This is a genomic window from Archangium violaceum Cb vi76, assembly GCF_000733295.1.
GTDB classification, from domain to species: Bacteria; Myxococcota; Myxococcia; order Myxococcales; family Myxococcaceae; genus Archangium; species Archangium violaceum.
In genome coordinates this window covers 121,828-144,211 of record NZ_JPMI01000003.1, presented here as the reverse complement: position 1 = coordinate 144,211, position 22,384 = coordinate 121,828, and the positions used below count along the sequence as shown (strand labels likewise).

Here is a 22,384-nt window from a genome sequence, read left to right as displayed (position 1 = left end):
GGGACAGGGGGTTCAACCTGGGATGCGTGGCACCCTCACCCCGTCCCTCTCCCGAGGGGAGAGGGGAGATTGAGCGCCTCCGACTCGCGGACCAGCCCGGCACAACCCAGCCGCGTGAAGCCTTCCACGGCCTGCCGCGCGGACTCCTCGCGCTCGGGGCTCCCCGGCGCCGAGGCCCGCGCCAGTTCGAGCCAGGCCATCGCCTCGTCATAGGGCATGCCCATCTCGCGGGCCAGCCGCGCGCTCCGCTTCCACGCCGAGCGCGCACGCCACTGGTGGCCCAACAGCCAGTGCATCCGTCCCGTGCAGCGCAACGCCACCGCCCTCGACAAGGGAAAGCGGACCGCGAAGGACGACAGCCGCGCGCACGCCCGCTTCGCTTGCCCGGCCACCGGCGGCGGCTTCTGTCCGGGTACCCGCTCCCGCTCCCACAGCGCCAGGTACACCCGCGCCGCGCCCTCGTACCCGTGGCTCTCCGTGTACAGCATCGGAGGGAAGCGCCTCGCCAGCTCCATCACCTTGTCCGCCTCGTCGCGCGCCCGCTCCCACTCCTCCCGCTGCAGGTACGCCATCCCCAGCAGCCCGCCACAGATGATGTGCGAGAGCGGATCATGCTTCCCCTTCAGCATCCCCACCGCCTCGCGCAACAACGGCATCGCCTCGTCCAGCCGGCCGAGCACCAACAGGCTGCGCGCCATGGTGTACGCGCTCCACACCTCGTGCTGGAAATGTCCCCGCTTGTGGGCGGACTCACGGATGCTCGCGAAGCGCGCCAGCGCCGCCTCGAAACGCCCCGTGTAGTAGTCCACGTGCCCCAGCAGCACCTCGGACAGCTCGAACTCGCCCTTGTCTCCCAGCCGCAGCAACACCCGCTGCGCCTCGCTCGCCTTGGCCGCGGCCGGCTCCCAGCGCGCGAAGCACGAGTGGTACATGGACTCGACAATCAGCCCGAAGGCCGTGGCGCTCGGATCCTCCAGCAGCTGCCCCTCGCCCTGGGCGCGGCGGAAGTAGGCGCGCGCCAGCGGGTGCAGCCGTCCCATGCCCACGATGGAGCCGAGCTGCCCGTACAACCGCAGCATCTCCGCGTCGCGGCCCGCGCGCTCGGCCAGGTTCACCGCCAGCAGCGCGGTGGCCACCATGCGCATCGGGTCATAGCGCCAGTAGTAGCACTCGGCCAGCCGCGTCGCCGCGAGCGCCGAGGCCCCCAGCAACACGCGCGTCTGCCGGTCCTCCTCGCGCACCCACTTCCGGGGCAGCACCAGGTGCAGCACCTGCCGCACCACCTGCGTCAGGATGAAGCGCCCCAACCCTCCCTGCGTCTCCGGCAGCGGCCGGCCCAGCTCCGCCAGCGCCTGCTGCCCGTGTGAGATGCAGGCCTCGAAGTCCGACAGGCCGTGCATGGCCTCGGCCAGCAGCCGCTCCCAACGCGCGCGCCGGCTCGGGTCCACGCGCACGCCCGTGTCCTGCCCGCGCCGCACCTCCAGCTCCAGCGCCCGGCGCAGGTAGCCCGAGGCCTCCAGGTTCGAGCCCGCGTGCAGCGCGTGCGCCCCCGCCTTCTCCAGGTACTCGAAGGTCCACACGTCGTCCTGGGCGAGCTCGAAGTGGTGCGCCAACACCGGGTAGAGCGCCGGTGGCACGCCCTCCTCCACGTGGTGCTCCTCCAGCGCCATGGCCGCCGCGCGATGCAGGGCCCGGCGCCGCTCGGGGAGGATGCCCTCGTAGGCGATCTCCCTCAGCTTGTCGTGGACGAAGCGCAGCCACCCGCCGCCCGCGTCCTCCAGCACGTGCCGCGCGCGCAGCTCCTCCAGGGCCTCCAGCTCCTGCAGGTCTCCCAGCCCGGCGGCCACCGCCAGCACGTCCGCGTCCAGCTCGCGGCCCAGCACCGACGCCACCTCCAGCAGGCCGCGCGCCTCCGAGCCCAGGCCGTCCAGCCGCCGGCCCACCAGGTCGTGCAACACGCCGGGCAGCGGCAGCTCCTCGTGCAGCCGCTCCAGGGCATCTCCCCCCGCCGCCACCTGCCACCGGCCGAACACATCCCGAAAGAGCAGCCGCTCGTCGATGGCCGTGCGCAGGTACTCGGCCACGAAGAAGGGGTTGCCCGCCGAGCGCGTCGTCAGGAAGCGCACGAAGGAGTCCGGCGGCGAGGGCAGCGCCAGCATGTCCTCCACCATCCGCGCCACCATGGACTCATCCAACTGCCCCAGCGCCCGGTGCGTCACGCCCGGCGCGGCCAGGAGCAGCCGCAGCGCCGCGTCCAGCTCCTCGCTGCGGTAGGTGCCCACCACGAACACGTGCGACTCGCCGAGGAAGCCGGCCTGCAGGTAGTCCAGCACGCCCAGCGACAGCTCATCGGCCCACTGCAGGTCGTCGATGACGAGCAGCACGGGCTCCTTCTCGCAGAAGGCGGCGAGCGTCTCGGCCAGGCACCGCATGACACGCTCGCGCGCGGCCTGCGGAGGAAGCCGGGGAGGCTCGGGCCGGACGTCCTGTCCGGGCAGATCCGCCAGCGCGGGCTCGTAGCGGGCCAGCACCCGCCCCCGCGCGCCCAGCAGCCGCTCCGTCTCCTCGAAACCCAGGTGCCGGCACTCGTCGGCGATGGCCTGCAACAACGGCTTGAAGGCGTGCAACGGCTCGCCGTACAGCTGCTCGCCCGTCCCCGTTCCGGAGACCGGGAGGCAACCGCCGGTGACGACGCGCACCGCCGTCCGGCTGGCGGACACCGCGCACTCCATCACCACGCGCGTCTTGCCCGCGCCGCTCTCGCCGCCGATCAGCAGACACCCGCCATTGCCGTCGCGGGCCATCGCCAGCCGCTGCTCCATCTCCAGGAGGAGTTGCTGCCGGCCCACGAACTCCGGCCGGTAGAGGTACGGCCGCGGAGCGCCCACGGGCGGCCGGGGCAGATCCTCCGCCTCGAGCCCGGCGAGCACGGCGGCCACGTCCGCGGCGTAACCGACGCGCTCACGGGGCACCTTCGCCAGCATGCGCTGCACCAGGGCATCCAGCTCCAGCGGCACGCCCTTCACCCACTCGGAGAGCGGGTAGGACTGCTCCTGCAGGTGCCGCCGCAGCACCTCCCAGCCCGAGCCCGGGAAGGGCGGCTGCCCCACCACCAGCTCATGGAGGATGCAGCCCAACGAATAGAGATCCGCCCTCGCATCCACCAGGCCGCCCTTGATCTGCTCGGGGGCCATGTAGACGTAGGAGCCCTCCATGCTGCCGGAGACGTCGAGCGACTCGCGGCCCAGCGGCCCTCCGAAGGCGGAGGCCAGCCCGAAGTCCACCAGCACCGGCGTGCCGTCCGGGCGGATGACGATGTTCTCCGGCTTGAGGTCGCGGTGGACGATGCCCTCGCCATGCAGGAAGGCGAGCGCGGAACACAGGCGGCGCACCAGGGTGAGCACCTCGCCCAACCGCTCCAGGGCCGCCTCGCGCCGCTGCTCCATGGGCGGCGGCCCGAAGGGACGGAACGAAACGCCCGTGGAGCCCGTGACGCTCGGGGCCTGGGGCGCGGAGACGACCTGGGTGATGACGTCCGTCGTGGTGCCGGGACCGCGCCTCCACAGCTCGTCGATGTAGCGCCGGAGGTTGAGCCCCTCGAGCAGCTCCATGGCGTACCAGGGCAGCCCGTCCTGCACGCCCTCGGCGACCACGCGCACCACGCCCGGGTGCTGGATGCGCCGCAGCGCGTGGATCTCCCGGCGGATGCCGCGCAGCATGGCCGCCTCGGGCACCCGCACCGTCTTGAGGGCGACCCGCCCCCCCGTCTCGTCGTGACACGCGCGGTACACGACCCCCATCCCCCCCGAGCTCAACTTCCCCAGGAGGCGGTAGGGACCGATCCTTCCCTGCTCCAGCTCCTGGAGCTCCGCGGCCGACATGGTCGTCCAGGAGACTCGCACGGTTCGGTGTACCCCTCCAAACGCGCGCCCTTCCGAGAGGAGCGGACGCCCGCCCGCCCGCCTGGGCATGGCTCCAGAGTGGGATGACCTCTCCAGTCACCTCCGCCATCCCACCGTGACGCATCCGTTACATGGGACACCTCCGTCACGAATCGTGCGCGAATCGTCACGCCGTGACGCGACCGTGAGGTGCGCGCGAGGCGGGCGTGACGCACGGCGTGACGAACTGTTGCGGGGGCTGCACGTGGCTGAAACGTGACGTCGCTATACGGCTGGGCGTCATGTTCGAGACCTACGACAGCGCCACCGACGTGCAGTCCGCCCGGCGGTTCGCGCTCTCGGGCGTCGCCTCCCTCGGGATGTGCGCCCTGATCGGACTCACCGCGGTGGCCGTGGGCAACCAGGTGAGGGAAGTCATCAAGGAGAAGAAGGTGGACGTGGTGTTCCGTCCGCCGCCTCCTCCGCCCCCCGTGGTCGAGGTGAAGCCGGCCCCGCCACCCCCTCCCCCGCCGCCGAAGCCCAAGGCGAAGCCGGCGCCTCCGCCGCCCACCGTCGCCGCGCCCGCGGCCATGGTGGCGCCCAAGGAGATTCCGGTGGAGAAGCCGCCCGAGGCCGACGCGGAGAACGCCGTGGCCGCCGCCCCCGTCGCCGTGGGAGGCACGGGCCAGCTCGTCGCGGGCGCCATCGTCACGGGCGTGGACAGCCCCGGCGTGGCCGGTGGCTCGCTGCGCCCCAGGCCCATCAACCTCCCCGAGTCCGCCACGCCTCCCAAGGAGCTCGGCTCCAACCTGCTGCCCGAGTTTCCCTCCGACATGAGGGCCAAGGGCCAGGAGGGCATGGTCATCCTGAAGATCGTCGTCGAGGCGGACGGCACCGTCAGCAACGTCAAGGTGATGCGCGGTGAGGAGCCCTTCGTGGGCGCCGCCCTCGCCGCGGTGCGCACCTGGCGCTACGAGCCCGCGCTCGTGGACGGCCAGCCCACCGCCGTCTTCCGCATCGTGAAGGTCCCCTTCCGTCTCAAGTAGCGAGTCATTTCCGTCTCACCCGCCGGAGCCCCCCAGATGAACTTCAATCTGATCGAGATCTACCACCACATGGGCTTTTTCGCCCGGTGCATCGCCTACACGCTGGTCGCCTTCGCGCTGGCGTCGATGGTCGTGTTCTTCGAGCGCCTCATCTACTTCTTCCGCTCGAAGGCGGCGGACCGGAAGTTCGCCGCGCGGGCCGGCAAGCTGCTGGAGTCGCAGCAGCACGAGCAGTTCGTCATCGAGGCCTCGAAGGCCCGTGCGAGCAGCCTGGCGAAGCTGCTGGGCGGTGGCGTGAAGACGTACCTGGCCAAGAAGGCGGCGCCGCAGGGCAAGCTGGGCGCGGTGGAGCTGACGCGGAGAGACCTCGAGCGCATCTACGAGCGCGTCACCGCGGACGTGCGCCGGGGCATGAGCGTGCTGGCGTCGGTGGGCTCGGTGGCCCCGTTCGTCGGTCTGCTCGGCACGGTGGTGGGCATCATCGAGGCCTTCGCCGGTATCGCGAAGACGGGCTCGGGCGGCCTGGGCGCGGTGTCCGCCGGTATCGCCGAGGCGCTCGTCGTCACGGCGCTCGGCCTGCTGGTGGCCATCCCCGCCGTGCTGATGTTCAACTTCCTCACCACCCGCGCGGACGCGCTCCTGCTGTCGCTGGACCTGGCCCGCAAGGAGTTCATGGACCACCTGGAGGACGTGCACGGCATGGTGGCCTCCCCGGTGCGCGGTGAGGGCGCGGTGGCCCTGGACGTGGAGCGCGCCACGCGCAAGGAGGGCGTCGATGTCCGCCCGGCGTAGCGGTGGGCTCGTGCCCGAGATGAACGTCACCCCGCTGGTGGACGTGGTGCTCGTCCTCCTCATCATCTTCATGGTCGTCACCCCGCAGCTCGAGGCAGGCGCGGCGGTGGACCTCCCGGCGGTGGTGAACCCGGACAAGGGCGAGGACAACTCGCTCACCCCCACCACGGTGAGCCTCACCGCGAGGGGCGCCTTGTTCCTGGACAAGAAGGAGGTGCCGAAGGACAGGCTCGTCGAGCAGCTCCGCGCCGTGCGCGAGAAGGACCCCGAGGCCCGCGTGGTGCTCAAGGCGGACCGGGGCGTGCGCTACGCCGAGGTGCGCGGTGTCTTCAAGACGCTGCAGGACATCGGCTTCCCGGGCATCTCGCTCCAGGTCGTGGACCAGAAGAAGGAGTGACACGCCATGGCCTTTGATCTCGGTGGTGGCAAGGGCGGCATCCGCCCGGCGATGAACGTGACGCCCCTCGTGGACGTGGTGCTCGTGCTCCTCATCATCTTCATGGTCGTCACGCCGCTGATGACCAAACAGATGTGGATGGACGTGCCGGGCAAGGCGGACGAGCAGACCGAAGTGGCTCCGCCTCCCCCCGGCGCACTGCCTCCCGTGGTGCTCACCGTCACCAAGACGGGCGCCGTGCAGATCAACCGCGAGGACGTGCCGCGCGACCAGGTCGTCGCCCGGCTCCAGCGGATGATCAACGCGCGCCCGGACAAGATCGTGTTCTTCGACGCGGAGAACGACGTGCCGTACGGCACCGCGATGGATGTCATGGACCTCGCTCGTGGCGGGAATCTCACCGTCGCCGTGGTCCCCGACGCCGTCGCAGAGCCGGCCACGCCGTGACCTGAAGTCTTCATTCCGGTCTCTCCCTTTTCACCTTCCATCCATTTCGTTGCCACGAGCGTCGCGTTCTCTACGCGCGCTCGCTGGTGAGGAGTCCCGTGTTGTCTCTCCATTCCCTTCGCGCCGCTCTCGCGGCGCTCACATTGCTGGCCGCGCCCGTCTTGGCGCAGGCGCCTGTCTCCGAGGGGAGTTCGCCCGCCGCGAGCCCTGTGTCTCAGGTTGACGCGGATTCAACCCAGCACCCTCACCCCGACCCTCTCCCGGGGGGAGAGGGAGGAGTGGGCACCGCGCCTGCTCCGGTTGACGCGGCCGCCGCTCGAGACCCTCACCCCGACCCTCTCCCAGAGGGAGAGGGAGAAATGGCCGAGTCGGCCACGCCTCCTCCGGGTTTTACCGGCGTCTACGGCCAGGTCACCGACGCCCAGACCCAGGAGACGCTCATCGAGGCCACGGTGAAGGTCGTCAACGGCGGACAGAAGAGCGTGCTGACCGATATCGACGGCAACTACCAGCTCGCGCTTCCTCCCGGGAAGTATGACCTGCGCGTCTTCTATGACGTCTACGAGGGCCGCCGCATCACCGGCGTCATCGTGGAGCAGGGCAAGGCCACCAGGCTGGACGTGCAGCTGAGCGCCGACGCGGGCGCCGTGCAGGAGGTCGTCGTCGAGGCCCGCGCCGATCGCCGCGCCGAGGGCGCCCTGCTCCAGGAGCGCAAGAAGGCCGCCGCCGTCTCCGACTCCATCAGCTCCCAGGAGATCGCCCGCACGCCGGACTCGAGCGCCTCGGACGCGGTGAAGCGCGTGGTGAGTGTCACGGTGGTGGATGGCCGCTTCATGCTGCTGCGCGGCCTGGGTGGCCGCTACTCGGTGACGCTGCTCAACGGCGCGCTGCTGCCCAGCCCCGAGCCGGATGAGCCCTCGGTTCCGCTGGACCTGTTCCCCACCAGCCTGCTCGCCAACCTCAACGTGGTGAAGAGCTACACCAGCGACCTGCCCGGCACCTTCGGCGGCGGCACGCTCCTCATCGAGACCAACACCTACCCGAGCAAGTTCGAGTTCAAGCCGCGCATCACCTTCTCGGGAGACAGCGTCTCCACCTTCCAGCAGCGCAACACGCACCCGGGCAGCTTCCTGGAGGCGCTGAGCTTCGCGGGCCCCGACCGCCATCTCCCCTCGGGCCTGCCCCAGGGCGAGCGCATGGGCAGCGCGGCGGGCACCTGGCAGTCCTTCCCCAACATCTGGTCCGCGCGCCAGTCCACCGCGCTGCCCAACATGGGCCTGGGCGCGTCCCTGGGTGACACGCTGCGCTTCGGCAACAGCCGCCTCGGCTACCTGGCCACCGTCAACTACGGCCACAAGGAGAGCGTCCGCGTGTCCGAGTTCGCCCGCGCCGACATGCCGGTGGGCCAGCTCCAGGCCCAGGACGCCACCCGCGCCGTCCAGGGCACCGAGGGCGCCACCCTCAGCGCGCTCGCCAGCGTGGGCTACCAGTTCGACCGCGACAACGAGCTCACCTTCTTCAGCCTCTACACCCGCGGCACGGACAGCAACACCTTCACCTCCCGCGGCGTGAACAACGGCCGCTCGGAGACCTTCGAGAGCACGCGCCTCCAATTCGTCTCCCGCGCCCTCTCCTTCAACCAGGTGCGCGGCTTCCACCGCCTCAACACCCTGGCCGACGCCGAGCTGGACTGGCAGGCCAACTTCAGCCGCGTGGACCGCGACGAGCCGGACACCCGCGACACCCTCTACAGCGACGACCTGGGCAGCCCCACCGGCAAGTTCGCCTTCCCCAACCAGCCCAACAGCGGCGAGCGCTTCTTCGGCACGCTCGGAGAAACATCCACCGGCGGCAGCGCCAGCCTCACCCTGCCCTTCTCCGACCTGCGCCTGAAGGCGGGCGGCCTGGCCCAGGTGTCCCTCCGCGACTTCGAGGCACGCCGCTTCCGCTACCAGCTCACCGACGACCCGGTGGACACCTCCCTGCCCCCCGAGGAGCTCTTCGCTTCCTCCAACCTGGGCACCGGCATCCGCATGCGCGAGACCACGCGCGGGGATGATGCCTACGACGCGTACCTCGGCGTCTTCGCCGGCTTCGTGACGGCGGACTACAAGCCCGTGGAGCCCCTGCGCCTGGTGGGTGGCGTGCGCGTGGAGCAGTCCCTCCAGCAGCTCACCGCCCACAGCCCGTTCGACACCTCGCCCACCGCGAGCACCCACGCGAGCTACCTGGACGTGCTGCCGGCCTTCAACGCCGTCTACGCGCTCCGCCCCGACATGAACCTGCGCGCCGGCTACAGCTACACCCTCGCGAGGCCCACCTTCCGCGAGCTGGCCCCGTTCATCTTCTTCGACTTCGTCCGCCGCCGGAACGTGTCCGGCAACCCGAACCTGCTCGAGACGCGCATCCACAACCTCGACACCCGCCTGGAGTGGTTCGTCGGGGAGAACGAGGTGCTCGCCGCCAGCGTCTTCTACAAGAACTTCCAGAGCCCCATCGAGCGCATCCTCCGCTACTCCGGCGACATGGGCTTCGAGAACGCCGACGGCGCCAACAGCTTCGGCGCCGAGCTGGAGGCCCGCGCGTCGCTCGGCCGCATCACCCCCGCGCTCTCCAATTTCCGCGCCGCGGCCAACCTGACGCTCATCCAGTCCAACATCGTCCTCACGGACCCGGAGAAGCTGGGCGCGCAGACCAACAGCCGGCGGCCCATGCAGGGCCAGTCGCCCTACGTCATCAACCTCAACCTCGGCTACGACCGCCCCGAGAGCGGCACCGAGGTGGCCGTCCTCTACAACGTCTACGGCCCGCGCATCAGCGAGGTCGGCCTCAACCCGCTCCCGGACGTCTACGAGCGGCCCTTCCACCGCGTGGACCTGTCCGTCAGCCAGAAGCTCGGCAACGGCCTGCAGCTCAAGCTCACCGGCTCCAACCTCCTCGACTCCGCCGTCGTCTTGGATCAGGGCGGAATCACCATCCTGAAGTACCGCCCGGGCATCGCCTTCTCCGCGGCGCTCGGCTGGACCCTGTAACCCCCCGTCAAAAGGAAGCACACCATGAAGCGGCTCGCTCTCGGCCTCACCCTTGGTACGTCCCTGCTCGCCGGCTGCCCCGGTCCCGTGGACCCGGACGTTGCTGACGACGTCAGCTCCAACATCACGCAGAACACCACCTGGACGGCCGACAAGGTCTACACCCTCAAGGGCTACATCTTCGTGGAGAGCGGCACGCTCACCATCGAGCCGGGCACCCAGGTCGTCGGTGAGGAGGGCAGCGCGCTCATCATCACCCGCAACGCGAAGCTGAACGCGGTGGGCACGGCCGCCAGGCCCATCGTCTTCACCAGCGCGAAGCCCGAGGGCGAGCGCGCCGCCGGTGACTGGGGCGGCGTGGTGCTGCTGGGCAAGGCGAAGATCAACGTCGCCGGTGGCACCAACACCGTCGAGGGCTTCTTCGCCACCAGCGGCGACGAGCGCACGAAGTACGGCGGCGACGACGACGCCCACGACTGCGGCAAGCTGAAGTACGCCCGCATCGAGTTCGCCGGGTTCGAGCTGGCCGAGGACAACGAGCTCAACGGCCTGACCACGGGCGCGTGCGGCTCGGCCACGGAGCTCGACTACATCCAGGTGCACAAGGGCGCCGACGACGGCGTGGAGATGTTCGGCGGCACGGCCAACCTCAAGCACATCGTCATCAGCCAGCCGGACGACGATGGCCTGGACTATGACCTGGGCTACACCGGCAAGGTGCAGTTCCTGGTGGTGCAGCAGAACGACCGGGTGGGCAACCGCGCCATCGAGGCCAGCGGCAACAAGACCACCAACACGGCCACCCCGCGCTCGGTGCCGGAGATCTGGAACGCCTCCTTCATCGGCTCGGGCCGCGCCGCGGCCAGCACGGGCACCAAGCAGGAGGGCCTGGTGTTCAACACCGGCGCCGGCATCAAGCTGAACAACGCCATCGTCGCCCACTTCGCGGACAAGGCGGTGGACGTGGACGGCGCGGCCTCGGCGCAGCTCTCCGAGTCCGGCAACCTCACCATCAAGAACACCATCTTCTGGATGAACAAGGGCAACACCACGTCCATCGACTACTCGTCCAACCCGGTGAAGGACGCCGCGGGCAACACCACCAACGAGGACGCCACCCGGCTGAGCAACGACACCATCTACCGGGAGCCGGATCAGCTCCTCGCCACGGTCAACAACAACCGCGTGGTGGACCCGATGCTGAGCGCCGCGGTGAACGCCAAGACGCCCAACTTCAAGCCGACCGCCGAGTCGCAGGCGCTCATCACCTCCAACTCCGCCACGCCTCCGGCGGACGGCTTCTTCGACACCAGCGCGAAGTTCATCGGCGCGGTGGGCAGCACGGACTGGACGGCCGGCTGGACCGGCTACCCGGAGAACTGAACCGCACCTGAAGTCCTACGAGGAATACCGCGCCCGGAGCTGCCTCCCGGGTGCGGTCCCATCGCCCGGAGGTACGTTCTTCCAACGGAGGGGGCTCCGGCGGAAGACGTGCCTCCGGGCGGTGTCTTTTCCCGGCCCTGGAGAAGAAGAAGGCCCCGGGCACGGCGATGGATTCGCCGGCCCGAGGCCTCGAGAGCGGAAGGAGGTCATCCCTCCCCGCGGCTACTCACCCAGGTCGAACACCTCGGAGGTGACCTGATAACCCGGCGTGGCGCTGACACCCGCGGTGATGAGCACCCGGCCATCCGGCAACAACGTGGCCGTATGCGAGTAGCGGTCTCCACCCAGGGAGCCGGTGGCGCACCAGGTCCCCGAGGCCGGGTTGTACAGCTCTGCGGAGGTGTGATTGCCGGTAGAGGTGTCATGACCCCCCACCGCCAACACCATTCCGTTGGGCAGCACGGTGAGGGTGTGGCGCCGCCGGGGCGAGCCCATCTCGCCGGTGACGCTCCAGGTCCCCGTGACCGGGTCGTACAGCTCGGAGAGAGCGCCCAACTGCCCGTCCTCGCCACCTCCCGCGACCAGCACCTTGCCATTGGCCAGCAGCACGGCCGCGTGGAAGCCACGCGCCGCGGACATGCCGCCCGTGGCCGTCCAGGTCCCCGTGGCCGGGTCGTACAGCTCCGCGGAGCCCAGGCAGCTGCTCCCCCAGCACCGGTCTCCGCCATCGCTCAGGCCGCCAGCCACCAGCACCTGGCCATCCGGAAGCAGGGTGGCGGTGAAGGCGCGGCGGGCCCGGGTCATGGTGCCGGTGGGAGCCCACGTGCCCGAGGCTGGGCTGTACACCTCCGCCGAAGCCAGCACCGTCCCGTTCCCAGCCGTACCGCCCATGAGCAGCACCCGCCCGTCCGGCAGCCGCACCGCGGCGTGCTCGCGCCGGTACGTCACCAGGTTGCCGGTAGCGGACCAGCTACCCGTCCCCGGGTCGTACACCTCCGCCGAGGCACTCGCGTTGGCTCCATCACCGCCGGCCACCAGCACCCGTCCGTCCGCCAGCAGCGTGGCCGTGTGGAGACGGTGGTTGGTGAGGGAGTGGCCCGTGGAGGACCAGGTGCCCGAGAACGGGTCATACAGCTCCGCGGAATAGGGCCAGCTCCACCCACCGAGGGTCAACACCCGTCCGTCCGCCAACGGGGTGGCCGTGTGCTGCAGGTGCGTCGTCTTCGTATCGCCACTGGGCAGGAAGTGGCCCGCGTTGGATGCACAGCAGCCGGCGGAGCCCTCCACCACCTCCACCGTACGAGTGGCCGAGGCGCCAAGCCCCGCCCCGTCCTCCACCGAGTAGGTGAGGGTGTAGCGGCCCGGGACGGCGGGGTTGACGGAGCCGGACACCTTCACGCTCGCGCTGAGATCTCCGAAGCAGATGTCGGCGGCCACCGCGCCCGGATCCGTGTACGTGCTGGCGCCGCACCCCAGACGCACGAACTCCTCTCCGTTGAGCGTCAGCATCGGCGGCCGGGTGTCCTTCACGGTGACGGAGGTGGTGCACACGCTCTGGTGGCCCGCCACGTCGGTGGCCGTATAGGTGACGGGGGTGGTGCCCAACGGGAAGGACGCCGCCGAGGAAGTCACCCCCGTCAGCCGGCACACGTCCGTGGCGGTGGCCTCGGGCGGAGTCACCGCGATGCTGGCGTCACACTCGAAGGAGGACGGCTCGGGACACGTCACCTCGGGTGGCACGTCATCGCGCACCGTCACGTCGAAGGAGCAGCTCGCCCGGTTGCCCGCCTCATCGAAGGCCGTGCACACCGTGGGCGTCTTCCCCAGCGCGAACGTGCTGCCCGAGCCCGGCGAGCACGTGGTGATGACCATCCCGCATCGATCGCTGGCCGTGGGCGCGAAGCTGGCCTGAGCACCGCCGTCCTCGCACGCGAGCACGGGCGCGGCCGGGCAGACGATCTCCGGAGGGGCCATGTCGCTCACCGTGACGGTGGCCTCGCAGGACGAGCTGTTGTTCACCGAGTCCGTGCAGGTGAGCGTCACCTTCTGCGTGCCGAGCGTGTACGGGCACTCCGGCGTCTGCGTACAGGTGATGGTGTCCGCCGGGTCCGGGTCATAGGAGCCGTCGTTGACCGAGCCACACCCGCCCTCGCACTCCTCGTCCGCGGCCACCGTCACGCTCTTGCAGCGGGCCACCGGCGGACGGTTGAGGCAGTACGAGCCCGCGCAGCTCGGGCCGTCCGCCGGGTCATCCCACACCACCTGCTGCGAACCCGTGGCGGCCTCCGGCAGGCCCTCCGTGTAGGCGAAGACCTTGACGGTGTTCTCGCAGGACTGGAGCTCGGCCTTGAAGGAGAAGGACGGATCCTTGCCGCAGTTCGTGCAGAGCTCCACCTCCGGGCCGTCGTTGATCTGATACCAGATGCGGTCCACCTCGGCGGGCAGACTCTTCACCACGCCCGAGACGGGGACCGAGCCAGCCGCGGCGCAGCGGTCGATGGGATTGATGACCACCGCCAGCGGAGGAACCAGCTTCAGCCGCTGCCCACAGCCCAGCGACACGCTCAGGGGCGCGAAGTTGGCGGTGTTCACGGCTCCCGTGTCACTCACCATGGAGGCGCTCGGGCTGAGCGTGAAGGTGCCCTGCGGCAGCGTCATGGACAGCAGGCCGGACTCCTTCGCGTAGGACGTGGCGGAGCCATACCCCTGGACGAACGGGTCACCGTGGAACTGGCCGCCCACCGAGTAGGAAACCACCTGTCCCCGCCAGTCGGTGCCATTGAAAGAGCCACTCACGTTCGCCGTGGGGTTGTAGAAGCGGCCCAGCTCCGTCCGGTAGTAGAGCTGCACCTCGTTGAAGCAGTACTCGTGGTCGATGCGGTGGCGCTGCCCGGGCGCCATCAGCGCCGACCTGCCCGACGCCGGCGCCAGCGTGAGCCAGCCGTGGCGCAGCGTGTTCGGGTCATACAGCCCCGGCCGGGTGTTGAAGGACTGAACCCCTCCGGACCAGAAGCGCAGCCGGAGCGAGCTCTGGGTCCACGTATGGGGAAGGTCATACGTGTTGGGCAGCACCTGCTCGTAGTTGGAGGACAGCTCTCCGCTGGACGAGTCGAAGCGGCCCGGGAAGGCGGTGGACGAGGCACCATTCGACGCGGACGCATGCAGACGCGTTTCATCGATGGTGACGTCATTGGGGATTCCGTCACCGTTGGAGTCGAAGTCCGCCTCGAAGTAGAGCGTCTGCAGGGTGCTGGTGGCGCCGGGATTGCGCGGGATGTAGGGGTCCGCCAACCGCACCGCGCCGTAGAAGTACGCCGGCTTCATGACGAAGGGATAGCGGGCCTCGCCGTTGATCACCTTCGTCAGCGGGGTGAGTTGGTCCGCCACCACCGTGACCCGGCCCGAGGGAGTGGAGCTCCTCAGCTCGGGGGGATTGAAGGCGGTGAAGTGGCGGCCCTTGCGCAGGTACCCGGCCGCGGTCATGTCATAGACGCCCGTGCGCGCCTTCGGTATCGCCCACCACTTGCCCGGATCGCCGATGGGCGCATCCAGGGAAGCGCCGGAGACGAGGACACCGGCGCTGGAGCTGTCAGGTCCAGCCTGAGCGGTGACACGCCGGGAGTTCGTGAGCGACTCACCGATGACATGGAAGGGTCCGGTGAGCCCTCCGTAGGAAACCTCCGCCGGCACGTGAGGCACCTTGCAGATGCGGACGACCTCGTCACATGCGACGGTCCACGACACGGGCAAGAAGGTGCCCAACGGACCGCTGGGCGTGCTGACGGTGTATCTCACGGTCGCACTGCCACTCGTTCCTCCGCGGACATAGCCCGTGAAGTAACCCCCGTTCGTGAAGTTGCTCAGGCCAGTCACGCTGACGCTCGTGGCCCAGGAGGGGCTCGTCGCGCAGCTCTCATCCGTGCCGAGCTTGATCTGCACGACCCCCACGCACTGGGAGAGTTCAACCTCGGTCGGCTCGGGCTGCACGTTCCGGGGCTTGACCCTTACGCCCGTCAACGTCGGGAAGGCGAGGGAGCCGCCCCGGTTGGCTCCCACATTGTAGACAACGCCCCCCTCCCCAGCCGCCGCGGCCTCCACCAGCATCTCGAAGGTGTACGCGGACGGGCTGGTGAACCTGCCAGCGGTCGTCGAGGCGCTGAAGCCCGACGGAAGGGTACTGGTGGCCGAGGCGCGTCCGGACGTGTGCCAGGGATCGACGGCGAACAGCGCCAGAATGGCTGGATTCTCGTTGGTCAGCCGGGCCGTGCCTCGGATGATGTTGGGTCTCAGGTCGACACTTCCACTGCTCGCCGCGGCGGTGGCGGCGAGGCCCCGGAACTCATCAGCTCCGGCGAAGAATCCCGGCTCCGGCTCCAGCTCGGCCAGGCTCCGTTCTCCCTCCTCGGAGAGGAGCCCCGGCCCCACATTGAATGGGTTCTCGGACAACTGGACCCGTTGCTCGGGTTCCGGTGCCACGGCTCGCGTTCCATCCTGCTCCGCGACACCACAAGCCAGCAGGCCCACTCCCGATAGCAAGGCCAGAGACCGCACACCACGTCGGTACATTATGCCCCCTCGCTTCACGTCCCGAGTGCGTGAAACACAAACAGGGTGCACGTAAAGCAGATAGGCTTTCAAGCACCTTGGATAATTATTTCCATCGTCCCCGTGTCAGGGAAATGGGAAAACCAGCCAGTCCTGCAAAGACATTCAAGAGCTGGAATCAGGATTGAGAGACAATACGGGCGCTCTTCGCGAAAGCATCAGGGAAACCCCTCACCCCCCGGCGCGCAGCGGCAGCTCCACGGTGAAGGTCGAGCCCCGCCCGGGCTCGCTCTCCACGAGGATGCGGCCCCGCATGGCCTCGACGATCTGCTTGGAGATGAAGAGCCCCAACCCCAGGCCGCCGTAGTGCCGCTCCGACACCGCGCGTCCGAAGCGGGAGAACAGGCGCGGCAGGTGCTCGGGGGCGATGCCGATGCCCTCGTCCCGGACCATCAGCCGGGTCCACTCGCCCTCCACCGCCACGCTCACGTGGATGGGCTTGCCCGCACCATACTTGGCCGCGTTGGACAGCAGGTTGACGAGCACCTGGTCCAATCGCAGGGAATCCCAATACCCGTGCACCGGTGGCGTGTCGGGGAAGTCCACCTGACACCCCGCCTGGGCGAACACCTCCGAGAGCCGCTCCATCACCTCGCGCAGCAACCCGGTGAGCTCCATCTCCACGGGCTCGAGCCCCAGCCGGCCAGCGCCGATCCGGCTCACGTCCAGCAGGCTGTCCACCAGGGACGTGAGCCGCTCCACCTGACGCACCGCCTTGGGGAGCCTCGTGCCCACGGACACCCGGCTCTCGGGGGACAGGGTCTTGCCGATGAGCGCGTGCTGGAGCTTGAGCGAGGTGAGCGGCGTCTTCAGCTCATGGCTCGCCACGGAGAGGAACTCGTCCCGGAGGCCCACCGCCTGCCGGGCCTCCTCGTAGAGCCGGAGGTTCTCCAGCGCCATGCCCACCCGGTGCGCCAGCTCCTCCGCGAGCGTCAGGTCCTCCTCGTCGAAGCGCCGCCGTGGGGTGCAGGCGGCGAGGATCATCATCCCGTGCACCTTGCCCCCCGCGCGCATCGGCACCATCATCACCGAGTGGGCATCCAGCGTGTTCATCAGCTCCAGGTGCTCGGGGCTGACGGCGTAGCGCTGGCGGGCCGCCAGGGTGAACTCCCGGATGAGCGTCGACTTCCCAGTGTGCACCCCTTCCAACAGCGGGCTCGTCCCGGGGACCTTGGACACGAAACGCATGGACCGCTGGATGAGCGGTTCCTTGGACGGCTCCCGGTGCGCCGCGGCCACGCGCGGCAGGCGCCCGTCCGCCTGCGCCACGCCGATGATGCAGTAGGTGCAGATGGAGGAGGCGGCGAGCCGGGCCACCCGCTCGAGGAGCTCCTCCGCCCGGTCCAGACGCTCCGCGAGCAGGCCGCTGGCCTCGGAGAGGAAACGGGCGCTGGCCTCGGCCCGCTTGCGCTGGGTGATGTCCACCACCGTGCCGTTGAAGCGCAGGAGCTGGCCCTGCTCATCGAACCAGGCGCGCCCCTGGGCGGAGATCCACCGCTCGGCTCCATCCTGGATGCCGATGACGCGGTATTCGATGTCGTAGCCCCCGCCACTCTCCGGGCGCAGGGTCCGCTGGATGACCTGCTGCGTGCGTTCGCGATCCTCGGGGTGGATGATGGAGATGAACGACTCGCAGTCCATCCGGTGGCCTGGCGGAGCGCCGAAGAGCACCAGGGTACGGGGGTCGCACAGGAACTCGCCGGTGGCGGGGTTGTAGTCCCAGGTGCCAATGGTGGCCGAGGCGAGGGACATCCGCAGCCGCTCGTCGCTGACCCGGAGGGCCGCCTCGGCCTCCTTGCGCTGGGTGATGTCGAAGAAGGAGGCCACCATGCCCTGGGGGGATTGTCCGTCGGAGCCGGGGAGCGGAAGCGCGTTGATGGACAACCAGACGCGGGTGCCGTCCGGGCGCTCCACGCCCATCACCTTGTCGAGCTGGGGCGTCCCCATGCGCAGGGCGAGCATGGCCGGGTGCTCGTCTCCGGGATAGGGGCTGCCATCCTCCTTCACGGCGCGCCAGCGGGCATCCATGGACGTGCGTCCCAGCAACTGGTCCTGCGTGAGGCCGAGCAGCCGGGAGGCCGCCTCGTTGGAGAAGGTGACGGCCCCCGTGGCGTCATGGACGACGATGCCCTCGCTCAGGGCGGCCACGATGCAGCGCAGACGCGTCTCGCTCTCGCGGACGGCCTCGCGTGCGAGCATCGGCTCGGGCAATTCCTCGACATACAGGCAGAGTCCCACCACCTCCAGGCCCTCATGGAGGGGATGGCAGCTCACCCGGCCCCACTCCAGCTCCAGCCAGGGAAAGGGCTGCCCCGTCGAGAGCACCTGCTGGATGCGCCAGAGAAGCTCCTGCGTTTCCCCGCCCGGAGGAAACATGTCGGCCAGAGGCATGCCCGGCCAGCTCCGGGCGTGCAGGCCGTGCATCCTGGCCAGGGCCCGGTTGAAGCGGACGACCTGGAGCCGACGGTCCACGAGGGCGATGCCGACGGGGGCGTTCCACAACACCTCCCACTGGACCGCCTCCACATCGAGCCGCGAGGCCGGGCCCTCCAGGGCCCCATTCATTCCCGTCTACCTCTGTCCATCCAACACCCCCCAGGGTCCACAGCCCCCCTGCCGGAAACAGCCACCGGCCCGGCCCGAATGCCCTCACGGGCGCCTCGTCCACCCGGACCACGAGGCCACCTCCTCTGGCTCGCCAGGGAAGCGGCTATGCACGCAGCAGTGGAGCACCCCGTCATTCCCCTCGGCCCCGGAATGTGCGCCGCGTTCACGGAACCAGGGCTCGCGGAGGAGTTGGGGGACCTGCTGGCGTGGCGGGACAAGCGCTACGCCGAGCACCGCTCCAGGCGTGGCGCGGCGGGCCAGGCCGCGGCCTGACACGTCCAGCCGTGAATCACGCCGCCGCGGAACGGGCGGCCACGGGCGCCGTCTCGGCCGACTCGAGGGCCGCGGCGACGGCCTCGGGCGCGCTCCCCTCGGCGAACAGCGGGGCACTCGGGCGGGACTTCGGCGGACGGCCCCGGCGCTTCGGCGCCGACTCGTCGCCCTGCGCGGGAGCCTCGGCCACCACGCCACCGTCCGCGCGCGCCACCTTGCGCCCCGCCCTCGGCAGGCTGATGGCCTCCAGCTTCGTGCTCAGCTCCGCGTCCTCCTCGGCGAACACCCGCGCGTACGCCAGCGCCCGCTGGCCCTTCTGCACCAGCGCATCCTGCCCCTCGGCCAGCACCTGGCGCGCCGCCTCCAGCGCCGCCTGCGCCTTCGCCACCGCCTCGGCCTGCGCCCTCACCCGGCTCGCCGCCTCCTCCAACACCTCCGCGTCCACGTCCGGGAACTTCACCTCGGACAGCTCCGTGGAGAACACCTCGAGCAACGCCCGCATCGCGGGCGAGATGGGATCGTTTTCGTTCGTGTCGAACATGGCCTGGGACTCCCCTCCAGCGTGCTGCGTGGGGCTCTCATGTGTACAGATGTTCAGTGCCTTTTCAAGGGGGTCCGCTCCGAGGCCGATTTACCGGCCCCGCATCGTGTTCACCCCCCACCAGCCCAGCGGCGCCCGGTCCGGATGACTCCCCACATGTGGGAGAGGGACCCTACATCTCCGGTCTCATCGGGTCCGGCGCGGGGAGGTAGACTGGCGCCAGTGGCCCGGGAAGACCGGCCCTGGGGGAGCCGACATGCAGCCAGAGACGTTGGAGTTGCTCGCGGATACGGCGCAGTACGCCGCCGTGGCGTTCATCGGTGGGTTCATCGGGGTGGGCGAGCTCGTCTCCCGCTACAAGGACGACCCCTACGAAGCCATCACCAACCGCCATGCCATCACCTACACGCTGCTCAACGTGCTCGCCTCCGTGATGGCCCTGCTCGCGCTCAAGACGATGAACCCGGCGGACGCCCACGGGGCGCTCCTCGGGGAGGGGCCGGCCTCGTCGCGGGTCGGGTACACGCTGCTCGCGGGGTTTGGCGCCATGGGGCTCCTGCGCTCCTCGGCCTTCAACATGCGCGTGGGCAACGACGACATCGCCATCGGCCCGAGCGCGCTGTTGCAGGTCATGCTCTCCGCGATGGACCGCGCCGTGGACCGGGCCCGCGCCAGGGTCCGCGCCGAGATGATGGCCAGGACCATGCACCTGATTCCCTTCGAGCAGCTCGACGGCTCCCTTCCGCAGCTCGCCTTCGCGATGATGCAGAACGTGACGGATCAGGAGAAGCAGGACTTCGACAAGGTGCTCTCCGCGCTCCGGGACAACGACAAGATGGACACGGTGGCCAAGAGCATCAGCCTGGGGCTGTCGCTCAGCAACATCGTGGGGCAGGGCGTGGTGGATGACGCGGTGACGGCGCTGCGCAAGACCCTGGCCGCGGCGGGAGACCCCAGCTTCTCCGCCACCCTGGCGCGGCCCCTGCCCCCGCCCGTGGAGACCCAGGAGGCGGCGAGGCCCCCCACCGCGGACAAGTGAGCCGGAGAAGTGAGGCCGCTCAGTCCACGCGCACCAGCGACACGGTGCGCACGCCCTGGGCCGGGTCCACCTCCACCGCGAGGAAGTGCCGCCCCACCCCGTCGAACTGCTCGGGGATGGCGCCGCCGCCGCCCGAGATGAAGGACGGAATCCCCGCGTTGGAGAACGAGTAGTACGAGTGCACGTGGCCGTAGAGCGTGAGATCCAACTTCCCGTTGGCCAGCTTCGCCAGCAGGGCCGCGGCCTCGTTGCGGCTGGCGAAGGCGCCGTTGCGCACGCCAATGGGGTCCACGATGGGGATGTGCGTGCCGAGGAGGTGCACCGCCTCGCGCCCCGCCGCCAGCCACCCGTCCAGCATCTCCTCGGCCCTCGGGTCCAGCGAGCCGTTGCCCGAGTCGATCATCGTGAAGTGCACGCCCTGGAAGGTGTAGTGCAGGTTCCCCCGGCCGAAGTACTCGTGGTAGCGCGGGTGCAGGGTGATGATCTCGTGGTTGCCCAGGGTGGCGAACAGGGGGATACGTGACTCCAGCAAGCGCGACTGGAACTCCTCCAATTCCTCCACGGAGCCCCGCTGCGTCAGGTCCCCCGAGAAGAAGATGAAGCGCAGCGTGGGGTCCGCGTTGATGCGCCGGTAGATGTCCCCCACGCGGGGCATGGCCTCCTGCACGTCCGCCAGCGCCGCGAAGCGGAAGGGCGCCGGCTGGTCCCACAGCGGAGGCGCCACCGTCAGCCGGGCCTCCGCGCCCGCGGGCACCCGCACCTTCCACGTCTTCACGGTGGGCAGGGGCCCCTCGGGCAGGGCCTCCACCAGGAGCGGCTCGCCGCCCACCAGGGCCGAGAGCTCCGCGTCCGGCATGGCGTTGCGCACCACCACCGTCCACTCCTCGGAGGCCCCGGCCGAGGACACCGCGCGCACGTGGAAGGCCGGTGCCGAGCCCCACAGCGTCAGCGTGCCCGGCTCCACCTTGCGCACCACCGCCAGCCCGTCCTCCACCGTGAAGGACACGCCGTTGGCGTCCACCTGCCCCACCCGCAGATCCTTCAGCGCGCGCTCCTCGGCCGGCCGCTGGCTGCAGCCCGCGGCCAGCAGCGCGAGCACGGCGGCTCCCTGACGAATGCTCCTCACGGCTCACCTCCCAACGCGTAGATGAGTGACACCCGGCCCACCACCGCCGAGCCCGCCTGGAGCTCCGCGGCCACGCCCCACGGCCCGGAGAGGAGCATGCGCCCGCGCAGCCCCACGAACCCCGGCACCCCACCGCCGGCCTTGATGCCCCCCGGGAAGTCGTCCTTGCGGTGGTCGTAATAGAGCATCGCCTCGCCCCGGAAGGGCCCGCCCCGGCCCAGGTACACGCCATACCCGAAGGAGAAGAGGAGCTGCTCGAAGAGGATGTCGTCCACCGGGCCCGTGTAGATGTAGCTCTGCATGGCGAAGCCCACGCCCATCTCCGCGAAGGAGCCGGCCATGCGCGGGCTGAAGCGCGCCATGTCGTAGCGGCCCCGCAGGAAGAGCTCGCCACCGGCCAGGGTGAAGACCTCGGCGGGGTAACGGTGCGCCAGCGCCGCGGCCTCCAGGTCCAACGCCGTGCCGTCCTGGCGCCCGCGAGAGCCCTCGGGTGCACCCAGCAACCGGTACGCGCCGCCCACGCGCACGCGCAGGTTGCCCTCGTCCGGCGACAACCGCACCCCGGCCTCCAGGCGCACGCGATTCAGCCGCGCCAGCGCGCCCACCGAGACGAAATGCCGGTAGTCGAAGGCTGGATCCACCACGTGCTGGTAGCCCGCCTCCAGCTCGAGGGGAGGCAGGTGCCGGGCCACCTGGCCGGGTGGGAAGGCGGGCGACACGGCGCCATAGAGGTTGGCCAGGGTGGAGATGGAGAGAATGCCCACCCCCGTCAGCGTCATCGCGTACAGCGGACCGATGACCCGGCGCGAGGCCCCCGACATGGCGATGGGGATGCCACCGGCGACCAGCAGCCCCAGGCCCGAGCCCTGCAGGAGGAAGTGCCGCCCCGCCGTCCGGGTGTCCCCCGCCACCAGCGACCCCATCCCGTGCAGCAGCAGGCCGGGCACCACCGAGACGGCCGCCGGCAGCACCTCGAAACGCGGCCGGGTGGGCACCTCCTGGTCGCCGGCCATGGGCTCCCCCCGGACGGGGAGGGCCTGGGCGGGGACCTCCGCCACCGCTTGCGCCTCGCATACCTGGGCCTGGACCGCGCCCGGCAGCACCACCAGGGCGAGCACCACCAGGGCGAGCACCCACAGTCGCACCATCATCGCAACCCCTTCGCTCGGGCGGGCAGGGGGACGGGCCCGTCCACCCCGGCCGGGGCTGCCCCCC

The 22,384-nt window shown here is 70.1% G+C and carries 14 protein-coding genes; 8 read left to right on the top strand and 6 right to left on the bottom strand.

All coding sequences use genetic code 11. The features are described 5' to 3' along the window. Nucleotides 1–35 precede the first annotated feature (35 nt). The gene (locus tag Q664_RS51375; RefSeq protein ID WP_200883640.1) at nucleotides 36–3,902 is read right to left on the bottom strand and encodes a serine/threonine-protein kinase; all 3,867 of its coding nucleotides are present in this window, start codon (nucleotides 3,900–3,902) and stop codon (nucleotides 36–38) included. A gap of 281 nt (nucleotides 3,903–4,183) precedes the next feature. Here Q664_RS51375 and Q664_RS00570 point away from each other — a divergent pair, with 281 nt between their 5' ends. From Q664_RS00570 to Q664_RS00545, 6 genes are all read left to right on the top strand, one after another. Continuing rightward, the gene (locus tag Q664_RS00570; RefSeq protein WP_043388499.1) at nucleotides 4,184–4,927 is read left to right on the top strand and encodes an energy transducer TonB; all 744 of its coding nucleotides are present in this window, start codon (nucleotides 4,184–4,186) and stop codon (nucleotides 4,925–4,927) included. A 36-nt stretch (nucleotides 4,928–4,963) separates the two neighbouring features. Continuing rightward, entirely contained in the window at nucleotides 4,964–5,719 is a 756-nt protein-coding gene (locus Q664_RS00565) for a MotA/TolQ/ExbB proton channel family protein (protein ID WP_043388497.1), read from the top strand. Beyond that, nucleotides 5,703–6,116: an ExbD/TolR family protein gene (locus Q664_RS00560; protein ID WP_043388495.1), complete on the top strand. Its 414-nt coding sequence runs from the start codon at nucleotides 5,703–5,705 to the stop codon at nucleotides 6,114–6,116. Before Q664_RS00565 ends, Q664_RS00560 begins: the two co-directional genes overlap by 17 nt. 6 nt (nucleotides 6,117–6,122) lie before the next feature. Further along, the gene (locus tag Q664_RS00555; protein WP_043388494.1) at nucleotides 6,123–6,563 is read left to right on the top strand and encodes an ExbD/TolR family protein; all 441 of its coding nucleotides are present in this window, start codon (nucleotides 6,123–6,125) and stop codon (nucleotides 6,561–6,563) included. Between the two features lie 359 nt (nucleotides 6,564–6,922). Continuing rightward, nucleotides 6,923–9,595 (top strand): TonB-dependent receptor, encoded by a 2,673-nt coding sequence (locus Q664_RS00550; protein ID WP_043388492.1) that lies wholly within the window; start codon nucleotides 6,923–6,925, stop codon nucleotides 9,593–9,595. A 24-nt stretch (nucleotides 9,596–9,619) separates the two neighbouring features. Next, the gene (locus tag Q664_RS00545; RefSeq protein ID WP_043388491.1) at nucleotides 9,620–10,978 is read left to right on the top strand and encodes a hypothetical protein; all 1,359 of its coding nucleotides are present in this window, start codon (nucleotides 9,620–9,622) and stop codon (nucleotides 10,976–10,978) included. A 222-nt stretch (nucleotides 10,979–11,200) separates the two neighbouring features. On the opposite strand, the gene Q664_RS51370 is transcribed toward Q664_RS00545, so the two are convergent. Both Q664_RS51370 and Q664_RS51365 read right to left on the bottom strand, forming a co-directional pair. Continuing rightward, a complete protein-coding gene (locus Q664_RS51370) occupies nucleotides 11,201–15,454 on the bottom strand; it encodes an HYR domain-containing protein (RefSeq protein WP_052517495.1) in 4,254 nt (1,417 codons plus the stop codon). 300 nt (nucleotides 15,455–15,754) lie between these two features. Further along, nucleotides 15,755–18,148, bottom strand: coding sequence for a sensor histidine kinase (locus Q664_RS51365; RefSeq protein WP_052517494.1), 2,394 nt, complete (start codon nucleotides 18,146–18,148; stop codon nucleotides 15,755–15,757). Nucleotides 18,149–18,295: 147 nt separating this feature from the next. Between Q664_RS51365 and Q664_RS58775 the strand changes: the two genes are divergently transcribed. Continuing rightward, nucleotides 18,296–18,463 (top strand): hypothetical protein, encoded by a 168-nt coding sequence (locus Q664_RS58775; protein WP_160174297.1) that lies wholly within the window; start codon nucleotides 18,296–18,298, stop codon nucleotides 18,461–18,463. A gap of 16 nt (nucleotides 18,464–18,479) precedes the next feature. Here Q664_RS58775 and Q664_RS58770 read toward each other — a convergent pair whose 3' ends face one another. After that, nucleotides 18,480–19,004, bottom strand: coding sequence for a hypothetical protein (locus tag Q664_RS58770; protein WP_043388488.1), 525 nt, complete (start codon nucleotides 19,002–19,004; stop codon nucleotides 18,480–18,482). 256 nt (nucleotides 19,005–19,260) lie between these two features. On the opposite strand from Q664_RS58770, the gene Q664_RS00525 reads away from it, so the two are divergent. Next, complete coding sequence (locus Q664_RS00525; RefSeq protein WP_043388485.1) at nucleotides 19,261–20,043, top strand: hypothetical protein; 783 nt, start codon at nucleotides 19,261–19,263, stop codon at nucleotides 20,041–20,043. A gap of 19 nt (nucleotides 20,044–20,062) precedes the next feature. Here Q664_RS00525 and Q664_RS00520 read toward each other — a convergent pair whose 3' ends face one another. Together Q664_RS00520 and Q664_RS00515 are read right to left on the bottom strand one after the other, a co-directional pair. Continuing rightward, nucleotides 20,063–21,169, bottom strand: a complete 1,107-nt coding sequence (locus Q664_RS00520; RefSeq protein WP_084609436.1) for a metallophosphoesterase family protein — start codon at nucleotides 21,167–21,169, stop codon at nucleotides 20,063–20,065. Continuing rightward, nucleotides 21,166–22,320, bottom strand: coding sequence for a hypothetical protein (locus Q664_RS00515; RefSeq protein WP_043388484.1), 1,155 nt, complete (start codon nucleotides 22,318–22,320; stop codon nucleotides 21,166–21,168). The genes Q664_RS00520 and Q664_RS00515 overlap by 4 nt, the downstream gene beginning before the upstream one ends. Nucleotides 22,321–22,384: the final 64 nt, after the last annotated feature.